The 19,001-nt window shown below is 24.5% G+C and carries 17 protein-coding genes, 2 tRNA genes and 1 other RNA gene; 13 read left to right on the top strand and 7 right to left on the bottom strand.

Annotated elements, in window-relative coordinates; all coding sequences use genetic code 11:
- Positions 1–9: 9 nt before the first annotated feature.
- Positions 10–379, top strand: an RNA gene (gene rnpB, locus RJT40_RS00290) — RNase P RNA component class A.
- A gap of 3 nt (positions 380–382) precedes the next feature.
- Here the strand turns inward: rnpB and pmbA are convergent.
- The gene (pmbA, locus tag RJT40_RS00285; protein WP_343182579.1) at positions 383–1,717 is read right to left on the bottom strand and encodes a metalloprotease PmbA; all 1,335 of its coding nucleotides are present in this window, start codon (positions 1,715–1,717) and stop codon (positions 383–385) included.
- A 122-nt stretch (positions 1,718–1,839) separates the two neighbouring features.
- On the opposite strand from pmbA, the gene ppa reads away from it, so the two are divergent.
- Genes ppa through rpmG form a run of 3 tightly spaced genes read left to right on the top strand, consistent with a single transcriptional unit; the run spans position 1,840 to position 2,797 of the window.
- Positions 1,840–2,376: an inorganic diphosphatase gene (gene ppa / locus RJT40_RS00280; RefSeq protein ID WP_343182578.1), complete on the top strand. Its 537-nt coding sequence runs from the start codon at positions 1,840–1,842 to the stop codon at positions 2,374–2,376.
- Positions 2,377–2,398: 22 nt separating this feature from the next.
- On the top strand, positions 2,399–2,629 hold the full coding sequence (rpmB, locus tag RJT40_RS00275) for a 50S ribosomal protein L28 (protein WP_343182577.1): 231 nt from the start codon (positions 2,399–2,401) through the stop codon (positions 2,627–2,629).
- Positions 2,630–2,797, top strand: a complete 168-nt coding sequence (gene rpmG / locus RJT40_RS00270) for a 50S ribosomal protein L33 (RefSeq protein WP_343182576.1) — start codon at positions 2,630–2,632, stop codon at positions 2,795–2,797. It abuts the gene before it with no gap.
- A gap of 129 nt (positions 2,798–2,926) precedes the next feature.
- Here the strand turns inward: rpmG and gltX are convergent, their stop codons facing one another.
- On the bottom strand, positions 2,927–4,333 hold the full coding sequence (gene gltX, locus RJT40_RS00265) for a glutamate--tRNA ligase (protein ID WP_343182575.1): 1,407 nt from the start codon (positions 4,331–4,333) through the stop codon (positions 2,927–2,929).
- Between the two features lie 155 nt (positions 4,334–4,488).
- Here gltX and RJT40_RS00260 point away from each other — a divergent pair.
- Positions 4,489–4,561 (top strand) — tRNA-Val (locus RJT40_RS00260).
- A gap of 12 nt (positions 4,562–4,573) precedes the next feature.
- Positions 4,574–4,646: transfer RNA gene (locus RJT40_RS00255), tRNA-Lys, on the top strand.
- A gap of 9 nt (positions 4,647–4,655) precedes the next feature.
- Here the strand turns inward: RJT40_RS00255 and ligA are convergent.
- Positions 4,656–6,671, bottom strand: a complete 2,016-nt coding sequence (gene ligA / locus RJT40_RS00250; protein ID WP_343182574.1) for an NAD-dependent DNA ligase LigA — start codon at positions 6,669–6,671, stop codon at positions 4,656–4,658.
- Between the two features lie 234 nt (positions 6,672–6,905).
- Between ligA and RJT40_RS00245 the strand changes: the two genes are divergently transcribed.
- The 4 genes from RJT40_RS00245 to ribB all read left to right on the top strand — a co-directional run bounded on the left by RJT40_RS00245 (position 6,906) and on the right by ribB (position 10,353).
- Entirely contained in the window at positions 6,906–7,163 is a 258-nt protein-coding gene (locus tag RJT40_RS00245; protein ID WP_343182573.1) for an HPr family phosphocarrier protein, read from the top strand.
- Positions 7,164–7,287: 124 nt separating this feature from the next.
- Complete coding sequence (gene ptsI / locus RJT40_RS00240) at positions 7,288–9,006, top strand: phosphoenolpyruvate-protein phosphotransferase PtsI (protein ID WP_343182572.1); 1,719 nt, start codon at positions 7,288–7,290, stop codon at positions 9,004–9,006.
- Between the two features lie 36 nt (positions 9,007–9,042).
- Positions 9,043–9,546 carry a PTS glucose transporter subunit IIA gene (gene crr / locus RJT40_RS00235; RefSeq protein ID WP_343182571.1) on the top strand — a complete coding sequence of 168 codons (504 nt, stop codon included), beginning with the start codon at positions 9,043–9,045 and terminating at the stop codon, positions 9,544–9,546.
- A gap of 162 nt (positions 9,547–9,708) precedes the next feature.
- Complete coding sequence (ribB, locus tag RJT40_RS00230) at positions 9,709–10,353, top strand: 3,4-dihydroxy-2-butanone-4-phosphate synthase (RefSeq protein WP_343182570.1); 645 nt, start codon at positions 9,709–9,711, stop codon at positions 10,351–10,353.
- 15 nt (positions 10,354–10,368) lie between these two features.
- Here ribB and tsaD read toward each other — a convergent pair whose 3' ends face one another.
- Positions 10,369–11,379, bottom strand: a complete 1,011-nt coding sequence (gene tsaD, locus RJT40_RS00225) for a tRNA (adenosine(37)-N6)-threonylcarbamoyltransferase complex transferase subunit TsaD (RefSeq protein ID WP_343182720.1) — start codon at positions 11,377–11,379, stop codon at positions 10,369–10,371.
- Between the two features lie 113 nt (positions 11,380–11,492).
- On the opposite strand from tsaD, the gene rpsU reads away from it, so the two are divergent.
- From rpsU to rpoD, 3 genes are all read left to right on the top strand, one after another.
- Positions 11,493–11,708 carry a 30S ribosomal protein S21 gene (rpsU, locus tag RJT40_RS00220; RefSeq protein ID WP_343182569.1) on the top strand — a complete coding sequence of 72 codons (216 nt, stop codon included), beginning with the start codon at positions 11,493–11,495 and terminating at the stop codon, positions 11,706–11,708.
- 92 nt (positions 11,709–11,800) lie between these two features.
- Positions 11,801–13,537, top strand: a complete 1,737-nt coding sequence (dnaG, locus tag RJT40_RS00215) for a DNA primase (RefSeq protein ID WP_343182568.1) — start codon at positions 11,801–11,803, stop codon at positions 13,535–13,537.
- Between the two features lie 82 nt (positions 13,538–13,619).
- Positions 13,620–15,392, top strand: a complete 1,773-nt coding sequence (gene rpoD, locus RJT40_RS00210; RefSeq protein WP_343182567.1) for an RNA polymerase sigma factor RpoD — start codon at positions 13,620–13,622, stop codon at positions 15,390–15,392.
- Positions 15,393–15,471: 79 nt separating this feature from the next.
- Here the strand turns inward: rpoD and argH are convergent, their stop codons facing one another.
- From argH to RJT40_RS00195, 3 genes are all read right to left on the bottom strand, one after another.
- On the bottom strand, positions 15,472–16,875 hold the full coding sequence (gene argH, locus RJT40_RS00205; protein WP_343182566.1) for an argininosuccinate lyase: 1,404 nt from the start codon (positions 16,873–16,875) through the stop codon (positions 15,472–15,474).
- A 73-nt stretch (positions 16,876–16,948) separates the two neighbouring features.
- A complete protein-coding gene (locus RJT40_RS00200; RefSeq protein WP_343182565.1) occupies positions 16,949–18,157 on the bottom strand; it encodes an argininosuccinate synthase in 1,209 nt (402 codons plus the stop codon).
- 12 nt (positions 18,158–18,169) lie between these two features.
- The gene (locus tag RJT40_RS00195; protein ID WP_343182564.1) at positions 18,170–18,949 is read right to left on the bottom strand and encodes a hypothetical protein; all 780 of its coding nucleotides are present in this window, start codon (positions 18,947–18,949) and stop codon (positions 18,170–18,172) included.
- Positions 18,950–19,001: the final 52 nt, after the last annotated feature.

Below are 19,001 nucleotides of genomic sequence, written 5' to 3'. Positions count from 1 at the left end.
ATAATAAAACAAGTTAACCAAGACAGTCGCTGATTAATAGATATTTTATTAATGAGAGGAAAGTCCGGACTCCATAGAGCAGAGTGCCAGATAACATCTGGGCAATTTTTTTTGACGACTAGTGCAACAGAAAAAATACCGCTAATTTATATTGAACAAAAAATTAATATAGATTAAGTAAGGGTGAAAAGGAGTGTTAAGAGCACACCGCATATTTAGTAATAAATATGGCAATGTAAACTCCACTCGGAGCAAGGTTAAATAAGATTGATAATATTGCTCGTATTAATCTGGGTAAACCGCTTGAACCAATAAGTAATTATTGGTCTAGATAAATGACTGTTTAATACAGAATCCGGCTTATCGGTTAACTTGATTATATTTATAAACCAGAAATCTGCATGTTTTGTAATAAAACTGAACCACATTGAATACTATGTCTAGTATCAATATCATTACTGATCCCAACAATATTTTTCCACATATCTAGCAAGTTTCCCGAAATAGTGACTTCTGTTACCGGATATTGTATTACTCCTTTTTCTATCCAAAATCCAAAAATTCCTTGAGAATAATTACCCGTAACAATATTTACTCCTTGACCCATAAACTCAGTAACTAATAAACCACGATAAACTTTTTTTAATAGATCAGAAAAAGTTACATTCAATTGACTAAAAATAAACCAATTATGTATGCTATCAGCATGTCCAGTACTACACATTCCTAATTTCCGAGCTGTGTAATTATTTAATAACCAACTACATAATATGCCATCCTGCACTATAAAACGAGTATTTGATTTTACTCCTTCAGAATCAAAAGGTTTAGATGATAAACCTTTATTTAAATTCGGATTCTCTAAAATATTAAACCAATGAGGGAAAATTTTTTTATTCATATAATTTAATAAAACAGTAGATTTTTGATATACATTATGCCCTCTAATGGAAGAAACAAAATAAGAAAAAAAAATATTTGCTATATCTGAAAATATAATTACTGGACATTTTTGAGTTTTAATTTTTTTAGCAAATAAACGATTTTTCGCTCGTTTCGCACTGGTTGTTCCTAACCATGTTGTAGAATTTAAATCATCGAAAGAACGTGCTATTGTGTATGAATAATCCTGTTGCATAACAGAATCACATTTTGCAATTGCAACACTAGACATAGAATATAAAGTACTATGATAATTTTGTAATAAACCATCTGTATTACCAATAATATGAAAATGCATATAGCTATTAATATAAATATTTTCTATATAAATTGATTGTTTATCATATTCAACAGCATGCATTTCAATTTCCTTAGCATAATCCATACTTTTTTTTACATTTAACTCATACGGATAAAATAAAGAAATATCACTTTTTTGAAAACTTAACAAATGTAAATGGGGCAATGCAAAATGACGATCACGTGATGTATATTGAATCATATTAAATACATGAGAAAGAATTTTTTTTATGTTACTAATACTTAAATTATTTGAAGAGACTACACACTTTTTATAATCTTTATATGCAGTAATAGTAATGGTACTATTACGATTAAAAAATAAATTTTCTAAATTAAAATTTCTAGATTGCACTTCTAAACCCGATGTTTGTAAAATATATATTGAAGCTCCATCAACTTTTCTTTTTAATACATTTAAAACATACAAAATAATTTCTTTTGATTTATTGATTACATGATCATATTTATACATATTGATTGTCATATAAAACCATATTTAATATCAATGAAATAAAATTTTCTAAACATATAGAATGTTTTAGAAAAAATAGTATAATTATTATATTACTAAAATAATTAAATTATTTTAAAAATATGAATTTTAAAAATATCACACCAGGGGAAAACGCACCAAACGATATATATGTTATTGTTGAAATTCCATACCATACAAATACAATAAAATACGAAATTAATAAAAAAACACAACAATTATTTGTAGATCGATTCATTCCTACATCAATGCTGTATCCATGTAATTATGGATATATAAACAAAACACTATCTGAAGATGGTGATCCGTTAGATGTAATTATTCCAATACCATATCCTTTACAACCAACATGTATTATTCAATGTCAACCAATTGGAATACTGAAAATGATCGATGAAGCTGGAGCAGATGATAAAATTATTGCTATGCCTCATAAAAACATCTGCGAAAAGTATAAAAATATTCAACATATAGACCAAATTTCAGAAATAATAAAATTAAAAATTACTCATTTCTTCCAGCATTATAAAGATTTAGAAAAGAATAAGTGGGTTAAAATCATCGGATTTGATAATGCACAAACTGCGAAATTAAAAATATTACAATCTATTCAAAAATATCAAGAAATACAATTATAAAAATATCCTATATGAGAAAAAAATGTCTAAAAATTGTATTATTACTAAAAAAAAACCCATGTTTGGAAATAATCGGTCACATGCTTTAAACGCAACAAAAAAAAAATTTTTACCAAATTTGCAATATCATAAATTTTGGAGCGAAAAGAAAAAAAGGTTTATCAGAATAAAAATTTCAAATAAAGGAATACGTACAATAGAAAAAAAAGGAATAGAATTTTTTATAGAAAAAATTATTAAAAAAGGAAAATAAATGGCAAAAAGTACAAGAGAGAAAATCAAATTAATATCCTCTTCTGGAACAAAACATTTTTATACTTCTACAAAAAGCAAAAAAGGAAATCAAAAAAAAATAAAAATTAAAAAATATGACCCAAAAATAAGAAAACATGTAATATATAATGAAGCGAAAATTAAATAATAGAAATTTTATATTATTAAAAAAAATATACTAAAAATTATCTTTTTGCGTATGTACAAAAAAAATAAAACATATAATAAAATATTGTACTGTAAAATTTATACAGTACAATAAAATATTGTAAATTAATTATTGTAGATGTATATAATGTAAATTTTTTTGAATTCTATATAATATTTTTTCTTTTCCTATAATCTCCATAATAGAAAAAATACTTGGAGAATGATCTAATCCTATAATTAAAATTCTTAATAACATACAAAGAGATTGAAAAGATACATTATATTTATAAGAAATATCTTTCAGTTCTTTTAATATATTTTTTTCTTCCCAAATATTAATTAATTTCATTTTTTTTAAAATCAAAGAGAAAACGATTGCACAATTTTTAAAAACATATTTTTTAATTAAATTAACATTTAAATCATATACCTCTTCAAAAAAATATCTTGCATTTACTGCTAATTCTTTAATAGTAGAATATCGATTTCTTAATAATTGAATTATTCTACATAAATCAGGACCATAACTAAAATTAACATTGATCATATTTAAATGATGTTTAAATTCATCAATTAAATAATTATTGATAGGTAAATTATTTAAGTAATAACGATTATACCACAATAATTTTTCGAAATTCAACTCACTAGATGATATACTAACTTTTTGAATAGAAAATAATTTTTTCATTTCAGTAATACTAAATATTTCTTGATCAGAATAAGACCATCCTAACTTAATCAAATAATTTAAAATTGCTTCTTTTAAAAAACCTTCTTGTTTATAATATAAAACATTAAAATCATTTTTTCTCTTTGAGAGATTACTTTTATTAGCATTAACAACCATAGAAACATGCGCATAATTTGGTATAACAGCATTTAATGCTTTTAAAATATTAATTTGTCTCGGAGTATTATTAATATGATCTTCACCTCTAATTACATGTGTAATATTCATTTCTGCGTCATCAACTACTACACAAAAATTATATGTTGGAATTCTATTTTTTCTCTGAATTACTAAATCATCTAATTCGGTATTGTTAAAAACAATTTTTCCTCTAATTTGGTCATGAAATTTTACTTGTCCAAAAACTGGGTTTTTAAAACGAATAACATAATCTTGAGATCGACAATTAACATTTATTTTATTTCTACATTTACGATCATAACAAGGTTTTTCCCCATTTTTAATTTGTTCTAAACGTATATTTTTTAACCTTTCTACAGAACAATAACAACGATAAGCATATCCTAAATCTAATAACTCAGTAATTTTATCATTATATAAAGATAATCGTTCACTTTGAAAAAATGGTCCTTCATCCCATAAAATCCCCAACCACTTTAATGTTTTTAAAATATCTTTTACAAAAATATTTTTTGAACGATGCATATCAGTATCTTCAATACGTAAAACAAATGATCCACCATAATGTTTTGCGAACAACCAAGAGTATAATGCTGTTCTAACACTCCCTATATGTAAATAACCAGTAGAACTTGGAGCAAAACGTGTTTTTACTTGCATAATTTTTATCCTGCAAAAACAATAATAATAAAACTTATATAATATATAAAATATAAAATAAAATATTATAAATTGTAAAATAAGACAATAATATTTATAAAAACATTGACTAGTTTTTTTTGATCATTATAATAAGTAATAGATTATTATTTAAAGGGTGATTAGCTCAGTTGGTAGAGCGCCTCCTTTACACGGAGGAAGTCGGCGGTTCGAATCCGTCATTACCCATAAATATTATTCGGGTCGTTAGCTCAGTTGGTAGAGCAGTTGACTTTTAATCAATTGGTCGCAGGTTCAAATCCTGCACGACCCAAAAAAAATATCATTTATATAAAATTTTTTTTATCTCATCTTCTAATATAATTATAATTTTTTTATTTTTAGCCTGTATAAATTTCTTTCCCGGATTCCTTCCACAAATTAAATAATGAATTTTTTTAGATATATGACTAAAAAAGAATCCTCCATTAAATTGAATTTTATTTACCAGCATTTCTCTAGAAAAATTCTTAAATTTCCCAGTAATAGAAAAATTTTTATTCAAAAAAAAAGAATTATAATTCCTTTTCATGATTTTATTATCATATAATAAAGTAATTCCCCCTTTATTACATAATTGATAAATATTTTTTAAATTACTTTTATGTCTTAGAAATTCAAATATACTATTTGCACTAGCAAATCCAATATTTTTAATATTCATTAATTCTTGAAATGTACAATTTAAAAAATTTTTTAATGAAACAAAATAATTAGCAATTAAAATAGAGCTTTCTTTCCCAATATCTGGAATATTCAAAGCATAAATTAATCTATTTAAAGTAGTAAATTTACATTTATTTATTTCTTGAGCAATATTCCAAACTAATTTCTTCCCAAAATACTTTAATTTATGTAAATCTAAAAAATTTATAGTTAAACAATCTAATGGCGTTTTAATAAAACGAAAATTAACTAATTTTTCTATTATACCAATACTAAATCCTCTGACATATAAACCGTCTTTTGAAAAAAAATGTTTTATTATCTTTTTGCGTTGTTCTAAACAATTTATACCGGCCAAACATTGTAAAACAGTATTATTATCAGTATGTAACAATGAATGACATGAAGGACAATTTTTTGGAATACAAATTTTACTAACAGTATTTAATGATCTATTTGAATATATTACAGATATTATTTTTGGAATGACATCTCCTATTTTACTAATAACAACAGTATCATTTATGTATAAATCCAACTTTTTAATTTCGTTCACATTATATAAAGAAGATTTTTTAATAATCGAACCATATAATAATGTAGGAAAAATATCAGCTACAGGAGTAATAACTCCTGTCCGACCAACTAAAAAACGTACATTTAATAACTTTGAATGTGCCGTTTTAGAGAAAAATTTAATAGCTAATGCCCATTTTGGAAATGCATTAGTATAACCAATTTTTTCTCTTAAATTTATTGAGTCTACTTTTACTACAATACCATCAAAATCAAAAGAAACAAAATTTCTTATTTTCTCCATTAAATAATAAAAACGAATAATTTTATTAATATCAGAAGAAGAAAAGATATATGGACTAATAACAAAACCAAATTCACATAACATCTGCAATTGCTCAGAATGTAATTCAAAAAAATTTTTTCCTGAAATTATTATACAATCATAACAAAAAAAATATAAATTTCTTTTTTTAGTAACTAAGAAATTTTTTTGCAATAAAGAACCAGAAGCTGCATTACGAGCATTGGAAAAAATTTTTTTATTTTTTTTAATAGAATTTAAATTTAAAATATGAAAATCTTTTTTTAACATACAAACTTCACCACGAACTTCTAATAATTCTGGAACAGATGATCCATCAAGATAGTGAGGAATATTATTAATAAAATAAGCATTGTATGTAACATCTTCTCCAACATGCCCATTACCTCTCGTTAATGCACGAATCAATTTTCCATTTTTATATAATAAACTTAATGCCACTCCATCAAATTTCAATTCACAGAATAAATTAACCTTTTTTTGATCATAAAAAAAATCGAATATTTTCTTATAAAAATTAATAAATCCGTTAATTTTAAAAGAATGATTTAAAGACAACATAGGATATATATGTGTATTAAAAGTCAAAATATTTTTTTTTAATAATTTCTTATGATTAATATTTTCATAATCATGAAATTGAAAATATTTTTTATATAATAATTGGAACTGATGAAATAAAAAATCATATTCTTCATCAGAAATAACAGGTTCAGATAAAACATAATATAAATAATCATGATACTGTAATAACAGTTTTAATTTAAAAAAATTTTTTTTTGTATATTTCATATATTGCATTTTAAAATTTGTCTTAGATATAAAAATAAATATTAAAAATTAACTTATTTATAAAATAAAAAATAAAAAAATAATATAAATAATTTAAAATAATTATAAAAAAAATATAAAATATTCATAAAAATTTTTATGTAATATATTATAAAAAGTAATATTTATAGTTAATATATACTAATATATTAAAATATTTTATATGTTAATTATTTATTAATATCAAGGAAAAATATGTTGCAAAAAAAAATAAAAATCACTTCAACAAATGGTCTTCATACTCGACCAGCAGCAAGATTTGTAAAACTTGCTCAAGAATTTCTATCTGATATTACTGTCACATCATGTGAACAAACTGTAAATGGAAAAAGTCTATTTAAATTACAAACATTAGATTTATCACAAAATACAATAATTACCATTTCTGCAAATGGAAAAGATGAAAAAAAAGCAGTTGAAGAATTAATAAATATGATAAAACAATTATCATAAATATTATAATCTCACACACCTGAAATCATTTTCAAAATAATTTTACCGACAATATATTTTATTCATATAAAATATATATATTAAATTTAAATACATAATATTTATATTTAAAAAAGGTAACATTATGATTTCAGGAATTTTAGCATCACCAGGAATTGCTATTGGAAAAGCATTTTTATTACAAAATGAACCGATTATTATAAATAAAAAAAAAATTACTTATTCTAATATCAATCATGAAATAAAAAAATTATTTCAAGCAAAAAAAAAAACAATCACACAATTAAAAAATATAAAAGACCAAACAAAAAAACAAATCAGTAAAAAAGAATCAACAATATTTGAAGGACATATCATGATTCTTGAAGACATAGAGCTAGAACATGAAATTATCTCTTCAATTAAAAACCATTTCCATACTGCAGCATATGCAATAAAATTAATTTTTGAAAAACAAATATCTAAAATTGAAAAAATCAAAAACGAATACCTAAAAAATAGAGCAATAGACATCAAAGATATTAGTTCTCGTTTATTAACAAATATTTTAAATATAAAAACAATCAACTTAAAAAAAATTCAAAACGAAGTAATTTTAATTGCAAATGATTTAACTCCGTCTGAAACAGCTCAAATCAACTTTAAATATATAAAAGGTTTTATTACCAATTTAGGAGGAGAAACATCACATACGTCAATCATGGCTCGTTCACTCGAAATACCTGCTATTGTTGGAACAGGAAACATTACAGAAAAAGTAAAAAATGGAGATTATATCATACTAGACGGAATAAAAAATCGTATCTTTATTAATCCTATACAAGAAAAAATCAATTCTTTTCAAAAAAAAAAAAAAATATTATCAAAAAAAAAAAATCAGCTTAAAAAATTTATAAAATTACCAGCTATTACAAAAGATAACTATCAATTTGAAGTTAGCGCTAATGTTAGTAATATTCAAGACATTATAAATGCAAAAAAATACGGAGCTACATCTATCGGGTTATACAGAACAGAATTTTTATTTATGGAACGTACAGAATTACCATCAGAAGATGAACAATTTTTTGCATATCAAAAAGCAGCAACTATAATGAAAAACCATCCTATAATTATACGAACTATGGATATAGGTGGAGATAAAGAAATTCCGTATATGAATTTTCCAAAAGAGGAAAATCCATTTTTAGGATGGAGAGCTATTCGTATCGGAATGAAAAAAAAAAATATTTTACATACACAAATTAAAGCAATTCTGCGAGCTTCAAAATTTGGAAATTTAAAAATATTATTTCCAATGATCATTTCTGTTGAAGAAATACAAACATTAAAAGAAGAAATTAAAAAAATAAAATTTATTTTAAAAAAACAAAAGATATTATTCGATGAAAAAATTCAAATCGGCATTATGATAGAAACACCTGCTTCTGCAATTATTGCAAAACATTTAATACAAGAAGTAGATTTTTTTAGTATTGGAACAAATGATTTAACCCAATATACTTTGGCTGTTGATCGGGGAAATAAATTGATATCACACTTATATAACCCAATGAGCCCTCCAATATTAAAATTAATTCATCACGTCATTCAAGTATCACAAAATGCAGGAAAATGGACTGGTATGTGTGGTGAGCTTGCTGGAAATGAAATAGCAACAATTCTATTAGTTGGTATGGGATTAAATGAATTTAGTATGCATCCTTCATGTATTCCAAAAATAAAAAAAGTAATTAGAAGTATTGAATTTCATCAAGCTAAAATATTAGCTGCAGAAATATTAAAACAAAATACATCTAACAAAATTATGGAAATAATAAAAAAAAACAATTTATCAATATAACATGCAATTAATATATAATTATTTGGAAAATAAAATATGAATTTATTGTCCCGACTTTTCAGAAAAAAAACTGTAGTATCAAAAACTGTCGATATTATTGCTCCTATATCTGGATCTATAATAGACATTACAAATGTTCCAGATGAAGTATTTTCAAAAAAAATTGTTGGAGATGGAATCGCTATTCAACCAACAGGGAAAAGAATTGTTGCCCCAATTACGGGAACAATTGGAAAAATCTTTCCCACAATGCATGCTTTTTCTATTCTTAGTATAGAAGGAATAGAAATTTTTGTTCATTTCGGCATTGATACGATTTTCTTAAAAGGAAATGGATTTAAAAAAATAATTAAAAAAGAAAAAAAAGTCAATGTAGGAGAAATAATTCTTGAATATAATTTAAAATTTTTAAAGAAAAATGCAAAATCTGTGATTACTCCTATAATAATTTCAAACTCTGAAAAAATTCAAAGAATAAAAAAATATTCAGGAAAAGTCATTTCTGGAGTTACTCCTATTATGAAAATTACACAAAAATGATAATATATTTAAACGGTACAAAAAAAATCATTAGTACCGTTTAATAAATCTACAATATAAAATTTTCATTATATCGGCAAGAAAAAATAAAAATTAAAAATAATAAATATGAATAAGATAATATAAATATTATAATAAAATATTTTAAAATAAGAGGATAATATGAAAAATGATCTATTAAGTAGATTTGGCAATATAAATCATAGAGTAAATTCAGCAATTAATGATCTAAAATTAAATAAAGGAATAATATTAATAGATAATCGTAATAGAGAAAACGAAGGAGACTTAGTCTTCTCATGTGAAACAATGACAGTAAAACAAATGGCTTTTACCATTCATCATGGTAGTGGTATTGTTTGTGTATGTATTACAAATGAAAAAAGAAAACAATTAGATTTACCCATGATGGTTAAAAAAAATACTAGTACTTACAATACAGGATTTACAATTAGTATTGAAGCGGCCAAAGGAATTTCCACTGGTGTTTCTGCACAAGATCGATTACAAACAATTAAAACCATTATTCCACAATCAGCAAAATCATCAGATTTAAAATATCCAGGACACGTTTTTCCTTTATGTGCTCATGAAGGAGGAGTTTTTTGTAGAAATGGACATACAGAGGCATCAATCGAATTAGTAACTTTGGCAGGATTTAGTCCAATGAGTGTCATTTGCGAATTAACAAATAAAGATGGTAGTATGAAAAAAACAAAAGAAATTGTTCAATTTGCCCAAATACATCAAATATCCGTATTAACAATAGATGACTTGTTATCATATTTAAAAAATAAAAAAGGATAAATTAGTATATTACTATTAATATATATCATTAATTAACCATTTTGACCGGACAAAAATATCATTTTTTTTTTGAAAAATACCATTGCGTAAATAAAGCATGCCAACATAAGCAATCATTGCTGCATTATCAGTACAAAATTTTGGATCTACAAAAAATAATTTTTTATTATTTTTCTTTAACATACTTTGCAAAGCATGAATCAATTTATAATTTGCACTTACACCACCTGAAACAACTAAATTATTATAACCTGTTTTTTGTAATGCTTTTTTTGACTTATAAACTAATATGTCTAAAATAGTATTTTCAAACTCACATGCAATATTATATAACGATTGTATATTTTCTATATTTTTTTTAATTAAATTCAATGTAAAAGTTTTTAATCCAGAAAAACTAAAATTTAAACTATTATCATACTTCATTGGTTTTGGAAATTTAAAAAAACCTAATTTACCATGGCTCGCAAAATCAGAAAGTAACCTCCCTCCCGGAAAACCCAAATTTAATAATTTTGCAATCTTATCAAACACTTCTCCCACAGCATCATCTAATGTACTGCCTAAAATCTCATATTGACCAATACTATATGCTCTAATTAATTGCGTATGCTTTCCTGAAACTAATAAAGCAATAAAGGGAAAATTCAAAATTTGACCCTCTAACATCGGAGATAATATATGACCTTCCAAATGATGTACAGGAATTGAAGGAATATTATAAGAATATGCAAGCGCACAACTCATTGTAGCACCAACCAATAATGAGCCAGGTAAGCCAGGACCAGCAGTATATGCAACACAATCAATTTTTTTAAAAAACGAAGCATTTTTCTTTAAAACATTTTTAATTAAAGGAGATAATTGTTTCATATGCTCTCTTGCAGCTAGCTCTGGAACTACACCTCCATATTTAACATGTATATCACACTGTTGAATAACTTCATTAATTAATAACCCATCATTGCTATCATAAATAGCAACCCCAGTATCATCAAAAGAAGTTTCTACTCCTAAAATTCTCATATATTTCATACAACCTATTTTGTTATAATTTTTTTTATTTACGATTACAATTTATATAATATATAATAATTATATCATATATAAAATTCAAAAAAAAAATAAAAGGAAACATTATGCCAGCTATAAAAATTAGAGAAAATGAACCATTTGATATAGCTTTAAGAAGATTTAAAAGATCTTGTGAAAAATCCGGGGTATTATCTGAAATAAGAAGAAGAGAATTTTATGAAAAACCTACAACACAAAGAAAAAGAGCAAAAGCCTCTGCTATTAAAAGATTAATTAAAAAAAATTTAAGAGAAAACGCGCGTCGCACAAGACTTTATTAATATATTACAATATAAGAATATCAATTTTATAATAGACCGTACTTAATTTTTTTATAGCACGGTCATGTAATTCCATTAAATAATCAAGCATTATGCATATTTTTATAAAAAAAAAATATATAAATGAAATATTAGAAAAAACAGATATATTAGAAGTTATACAATCAAAAATAGAAATAAAAAAAACAGGGAAAAACTATAGCGCTGTTTGTCCATTTCATCAGGAAAGTAAACCTTCATTTACAGTGTATCATCATAAACAATATTTTTACTGCTTTGGTTGCAAAATACACGGTAATGTAATAGATTTTTTAATGCAATACGAAAAAATATCTTTTGTAGAAAGCATTCAAACACTGGCAAAAATCACAGGAATAAAAATTACTCAATACAAAAAAAAAACTACTAATCAAAAAGAATATATTAATCAAATTAATCAGTATCATGTTCTAAAAAAAATATCATATATATATCACAAAAATATTCAATTCAATCACTCATATTTGGCAAAAATATATCTAAAAAAAAGAAATATCAATTCTAAAATGATTAATGAATTTCAAATTGGATATTGTCATCATAAATTTTGTATATTAAACAATATTCTATCGAACAAAAAAAAATATATTCCTATTTTAGAAAAAGAAGGATTATTAAAAATAAAAAATAATATTCCATATGATACATTACAATATAGAATCATATTTCCGATAAAAAATCAATTTGGAAAAGTTATAGGATTTGGCGGTCGATCAATCTATCAATATGAACCAAAATATATTAATTCACCTACAACAACAATTTTTAATAAAAGTCATAACGTATATGGAATTGATAAAATTGATAAAATTAAAAAACCACCATATATCTTAATTGTTGAAGGATACTTCGATGTTATTTCATTAACACAATATAAAATTTATAATGTAGTAGCATTATTAGGTACTATAATTACAAAATATCAAATTAGTATGTTATTTAAATTTACTGATCAATTAATATATTGTTATGATGGAGATAAAGCTGGTAAAATAGCAATTTGGAAAACCTTTAAAAATATATTGCCTTATGTAAATCATCAAAAAAGTGTAAAATTTATATTTCTTTCCCCAGGAGAAGATCCTGACAGTACTATTCATAGCAAGGGAAAAAATTATTTTTTAAAAAAAATTCAATATGCAAAAAATATTTTAGATTGTTTTATTAAAATTATTTTTAAGAAAATGCACTTGTATTCAATAAGTGATAAAGCTAAAATATTACATATAACGATACCTTTAATAAACAAAATTAATGATCCATATATTAAGATTTCTTTAAAACAAAAATTAGGAAATATAATAGGTATTACAGATGAAATAAGATTAAATCAAATTTTTTATACAAAAAAAAAAAAAAATTATACTCATAATTACAAGTTAAACAATATCCGTATACTAATGAGTTTAATTATACAATATCCTGTATTACATCTGTGTATTCCATATCATATGAACGAGCTAAAAAAAATTAATATTAAAGGAATAAAGTTCTTTATAGAAATATTTAATATATGCAAAAAATACAACTGTAATCATACAGGACAAATTATTGAAATATATAGAAAAAAAAAAAATATTAATATTATTAAACAATTATCATGTCTGAAAAATATGATCAATAAAAAAAATATAAAAATTACTTTTATTCAAATAATAAAAAAAATATATCATACAACATTAATAAAAAAATACAATAAATTAATTATTAAAGATCGTTTAAAAAAAATTAATAAAACAGAAAAAAATATATTATGGCTAATTAATAAAACCATCGCTAAAAATAAATAATATATCTTGTAAAAATAAAAAAAATAAATTATATTTTTTTATTACATGTATCTATCATAAACAATTCAATAGGTATTTATTTATGGAGCAAAATCCTCAAATACAAATTAAATTACTTATTATTCATGGAAAAGCGCAAGGATATTTAACTTACATTGATATTCACAATTTTTTATCACAAGAAGTTATTCACTCTGAACAAATTGAAGATATCATCCAAATGATAAACGATATGGGAATTCAAGTAATTGATAAAATTCCAAAAAATAACACTCTAAATTTAAATACAGATAATATTCATACACCGGAAACAAACGAAATTAATCATATATTATCTGAATCCGAAGTTGATATAGGAAGAACAACCGATCCTGTCCGAATGTACATGAGAGAAATGGGAACTGTAGAATTATTAACAAGAGAAGGAGAAATTCATATTGCAAAAAAAATAGAAGAAGGAATGAATCAAATACAATCCTCAGTATCAGAATATCCGGAAGCAATTGTATATTTACTGAATCAATATGAACGTGTTAAAACAGGACAAATAAGACTATCTGATGTAATTACAGGATTTAGTAACCCGTGTATTAAAGATATTCAATTAAGTAAAAATAAAATAAATACTAATATTGATGAATATGAAATTGATCCAATAGTAGCTAAACAATTATTTCTAAATTTAAAAAAACAATATATTAAAACTAATCACATCATTAACAAAAAAAACCGTAACAATCAAGCAGCAAAACAGGAAATTAATAAATTATCAAAAATATTTAAACAATTTAAACTTGTTCCTAAGCAATTTGAATATCTAATTAGTAACATGCGACATATGATCCAAAGAATTCGTCTAGAAGAAAAAAAAATTATGCAATTATGTGTAGAAAAATGCAAAATGCCAAAGTCAATATTTTTACAGTTATTTGTTGGAAATGAAACAAATAAAAAATGGTTTTACAATGCATGTAAAATGCATACAACATGGTCTAAAAAAATTATAAAAATAAAAATAAACATATTTTTAATTATACAAAACCTAGAACAAATTGAACAAGAAACAGGACTATTTATACAAGAAATTAAAAATATTCACAAAAGAATGATCATTGGAGACACAAGAGCTAAACAAGCTAAAAAAGAAATGATTGAGGCAAATTTGCGATTAGTGATTTCAATAGCAAAAAAATATACTAATAGAGGATTACAATTCTTAGATTTAATTCAAGAAGGAAATATTGGATTAATGAAAGCAGTAGAAAAATTCGAATATAAAAGAGGATATAAATTTTCAACCTATGCAACATGGTGGATTCGTCAAGCAATTACAAGATCTATTGCAGATCAAGCAAGAACAATTAGAATACCAGTACATATGATTGAAACAATTAATAAATTAAATCGAATTTCTAGACAAATATTACAAGAAATAGGAAGAGAACCAACACCAGAAGAACTATCTACAAGAATGCTTATTCCAGAAGAAAAAATCAGAAAGGTATTAAAAATTGCAAAAGAACCAATATCTATGGAAACACCAATCGGAGATGATGATGATTCACAATTAAGTGATTTTATAGAAGACACAAATTTAGAATTACCAATTAACTTAGCTACAACAGACAGCTTAAGAGTTGCAACATATAATATATTATCAGCTCTGACTCCCAGAGAAGCAAAAGTATTAAAAATGCGTTTTGGAATTGATATGCATACTGATCATACTTTAGAAGAAGTAGGAAAACAATTCTCTGTAACAAGAGAACGAATTAGACAAATTGAAGCCAAAGCATTAAGAAAATTACGTCATCCAAGTCGTTCGGAAATTTTAAAAAATTTTTTAGATGATTAAATATATTGATTGTATAAAATAGCTTCCTGTTAAAATATGGAAGCTAAATTAAATTTTAAACACTATGAAAAGCAATATTTTATGAAAAAATATTTTCATGTAATTTATTTTTAATATTCTTAATAGATGACAATACTTGATGAAATGATACACCTCCCTTAGAAGTTTTACTATTAATACAAGAAAGTAAACTTAATTTTTCATATACATCATCTTGAAATAAAGGAGTGTATTTTTGAAAAACTTCAATAGATAAATCTTCTAAAAATGATTTTTTATCTATTGCTTCTAGTACTATTTTACCAACAACGTGATGTGATTCCCTAAATGACATACCTTTCTTTACTAAATAATCTGTTAATTCTGTTGCATTTGAATAACCATGTTTTGCAATTTTTAAACAATGTTGTGAATTAATTCGTATAGTTTGTAAAACTAATTCTGCAATATTCAAAGAATTTTCCCAAATCTCAATTGATCCAAATAAAATTTCTTTATCTTCCTGCATATCTTTATTATAAGATAACGGTAAACCTTTTAATAAAACAAGCATACTAATTAAAGAACCATACACTCTTCCTGTTTTCCCTCGAATTAATTCTAATGCATCTGGATTTTTTTTTTGTGGCATTAAAGAAGAACCAGAAGTAACATAATCAGACAATTCTATAAAATTTGCTTCATTAGAATTAAAAAAAATTAAATCCTCTGCAAATCTTGACAAATGCATCATACTAATTGAGGCAATAGATAACAATTCAATCACATAATCACGATCAGAAACAGCATCTAAACTATTATATGTAGAATCACCAAATCCCATATAAGTAGCTAATTTGTCACGATCAATCGCACAAAAAGTACCTGACAATGCTCCAGATCCTAATGGACTAATATTGATTCGAGATAATAAATTTGTTAATCGTTCCTCATCTCTTTTAAACATTTCAAAATATGCCAAGCACCAAAATGAAAATGTAATTGGTTGTGCTCTTTGCAAATGAGTATAACCAGGCATAATATATTTAAAAGAAATTTCTGCTTGTAAAATAAACGTATACTGTATCTTTTGCAAGTATAAAATTAAATTATATATAGAATCTTTACACCATAGTTTTAAACTAGTAGCAACTTGATCATTTCTACTACGACCGGTATGCAATTTTTTCCCTAATGTACCAATCATATTAATTAATTTATATTCCACCCAACTATGTATATCTTCACACTGACTATTTAACATTATATCAGGTTTGCTAGAAACTTTTTTCAGTAAAACATATAATGCATCTTCAATACTTTTTTGTTCTTTTACTGTCAAAACACGACATTCTAAAAGAGATTTTGACCATGCAATAGAACCTAGAATATCATATTTTGCTAAACGATAGTCAATAGACAAAGAATTATTAAATCTCTGAAACAACGGATGAGATTTTTTAAAAAATCTCCCCCCCCATAACTTTGGATTATCAGAATTCATACTTACTAAACCTTTAAGTTAATAAAAAAAATAAAAAATAAAATACATTAATTCATTATAAAAGATATTAATTTTATTTTTTTCGAGATTGAATTTTTGAAGACAATGAAAATAAATTAATAAATCCTTGAGCATCATGATGATTATATACAGTATCTTCGCCAAAAGTCGCAAATTCTTGAGAATATAATGAATTTTCAGAAAATTTTCTTAAAACAGTAACATTGCCTTTGTATAATTGTAATACTACCTTCCCGCTTAACATATTAAAAAATGTACTAGCAGCACATTGTACAGACTTTCGAATAGGAGTAAACCATAATCCATCATATACTATATTTGCCATTTTTAACCCAAGTAATTCTCTCCAATGCAAACTATTACGATCTAAAACTAATTGCTCAATTGCTCGCATTGCAGTAACTAAAATAGTTCCACCTGGTGTTTCATAACATCCTCTAGATTTAATTCCAATTAATCGATTTTCTATAATATCAACTCGACCAATACCATGCTTCGAACCATAAGAATTTAAGTTATTTAATAATTGCACTAAATTCATTTTTTCTTCATTTAATGAAATTGGATAACCGTTTTTAAATTCTATAGTAATATTTTCAGGTTGATTGATAGCATGTACAGGATCGGTAGTCCAAGCCCAACAATTTTGATCAGTTATATTCCATGGATCTTCTAAAATACCTCCTTCTGTAGAAATATGCCAAATATTTTCATCTCGACTATATATTTTTTCTTTAGTAGCAGTGGTACTAATATTACGTTCTTTTAAATATATTAATAACTCTTCTCGGGATGAAAATTTCCATTCTCTCCATGGAGATAATACCTGTAATTCAGGAGCTAAAGCAGCATAAGCCATCTCAAATCTTACTTGATCATTACCCTTTCCAGTTGCTCCATGGCATACAGCAATAGAGTTTGTTTGTAATGCTAACTTAACTTGTTCCTTGGCAATTACTGGACGAGCCATAGCTGTTCCCAATAAATACTGTCCTTCATATAATGCACCGGTGCTCAATACAGGAAAAATATAATCTTTAATAAATTTTTCCTGTAAATCTACAATGTAACAATCTTTTGCTCCAGAATGCATAGCTTTTTCTGCAATACCATCTAAATCACATGCAGATTGTCCAATATTTGCAACAAATGCTATAACATCAAATGAATAATTTTCTTTAATCCACGGTATAATTACTGATGTATCTAAACCACCGGAATAAGCTAAAACAACTGTTTTATTAATTTTTACATTGTTCATATTGATTACCCATTATTCATATAATATAGAAGTTCCAATAGTATCATTATAAAAAATTTGCTTCAATGTTGATAAATTCAACCAACTAGTAATTTTAACTACATTTTTCGTATATTTAGCAGCTTCAAGTGCAGATTGTACTTTAACAATCATTCCTTGATTAATTACTCCTTCCCTAATTAACCTATCAGAATCATATAAATTTAACTGTTTAATTTCTCTTCCCTTTCCATTCAACACACCACTGACATCAGTTAACACGATTAATTTGGAATACAATAATTTCGTTAATAACATAGAAACTATATCGGAATCAAGATTAATTAACAAATTATCTTGAGTAATTCCACAGGGACTAATAATTGGAATAACTTGACGATCTAGAAAATATTCCAATAATTTCCTAGAATTTAAATGAAAATCAAAATCATTGGTACCAACTTTTTTTTTAATAACTATCATATTTTCATCAGTACAACGTAATCCAATAACAGGAATATCATAAAGATTAGCATACTTTAAAAGAAAACTATTAATTATTCCATGGAAAATACTAACTTTATGATAATTATTAATATTATTTTCGTAACTATAATTAGCAAAAAAATCATTTTCTTTTAAAACAGTTGTATTATAAAAAATTTTTTTTGCCAAAAATTCTCCTCCATGTACAATCAAAATTTTTTTATTTTTTCTTTTGTATAAATCTTTTAAACAAGTAAAAAAATTATGAATAGCAGTATCACTATGCAAAAACATGCCACCTAACTTTAAAACTAAAATATCATTCATCGTTAATTACTCTATTAAAATGTTTATAATAAAAAAAATAATATAAAAAATA

Origin of the sequence: Buchnera aphidicola (Shivaphis celti) (genome assembly GCF_039349365.1) — a bacterium.
GTDB classification, from domain to species: Bacteria; Pseudomonadota; Gammaproteobacteria; order Enterobacterales; family Enterobacteriaceae; genus Buchnera_L; species Buchnera_L aphidicola_AL.
The sequence above is the reverse complement of the archived record's forward strand: the minus strand, read 5'-3'. Positions and strand labels throughout refer to the sequence as shown.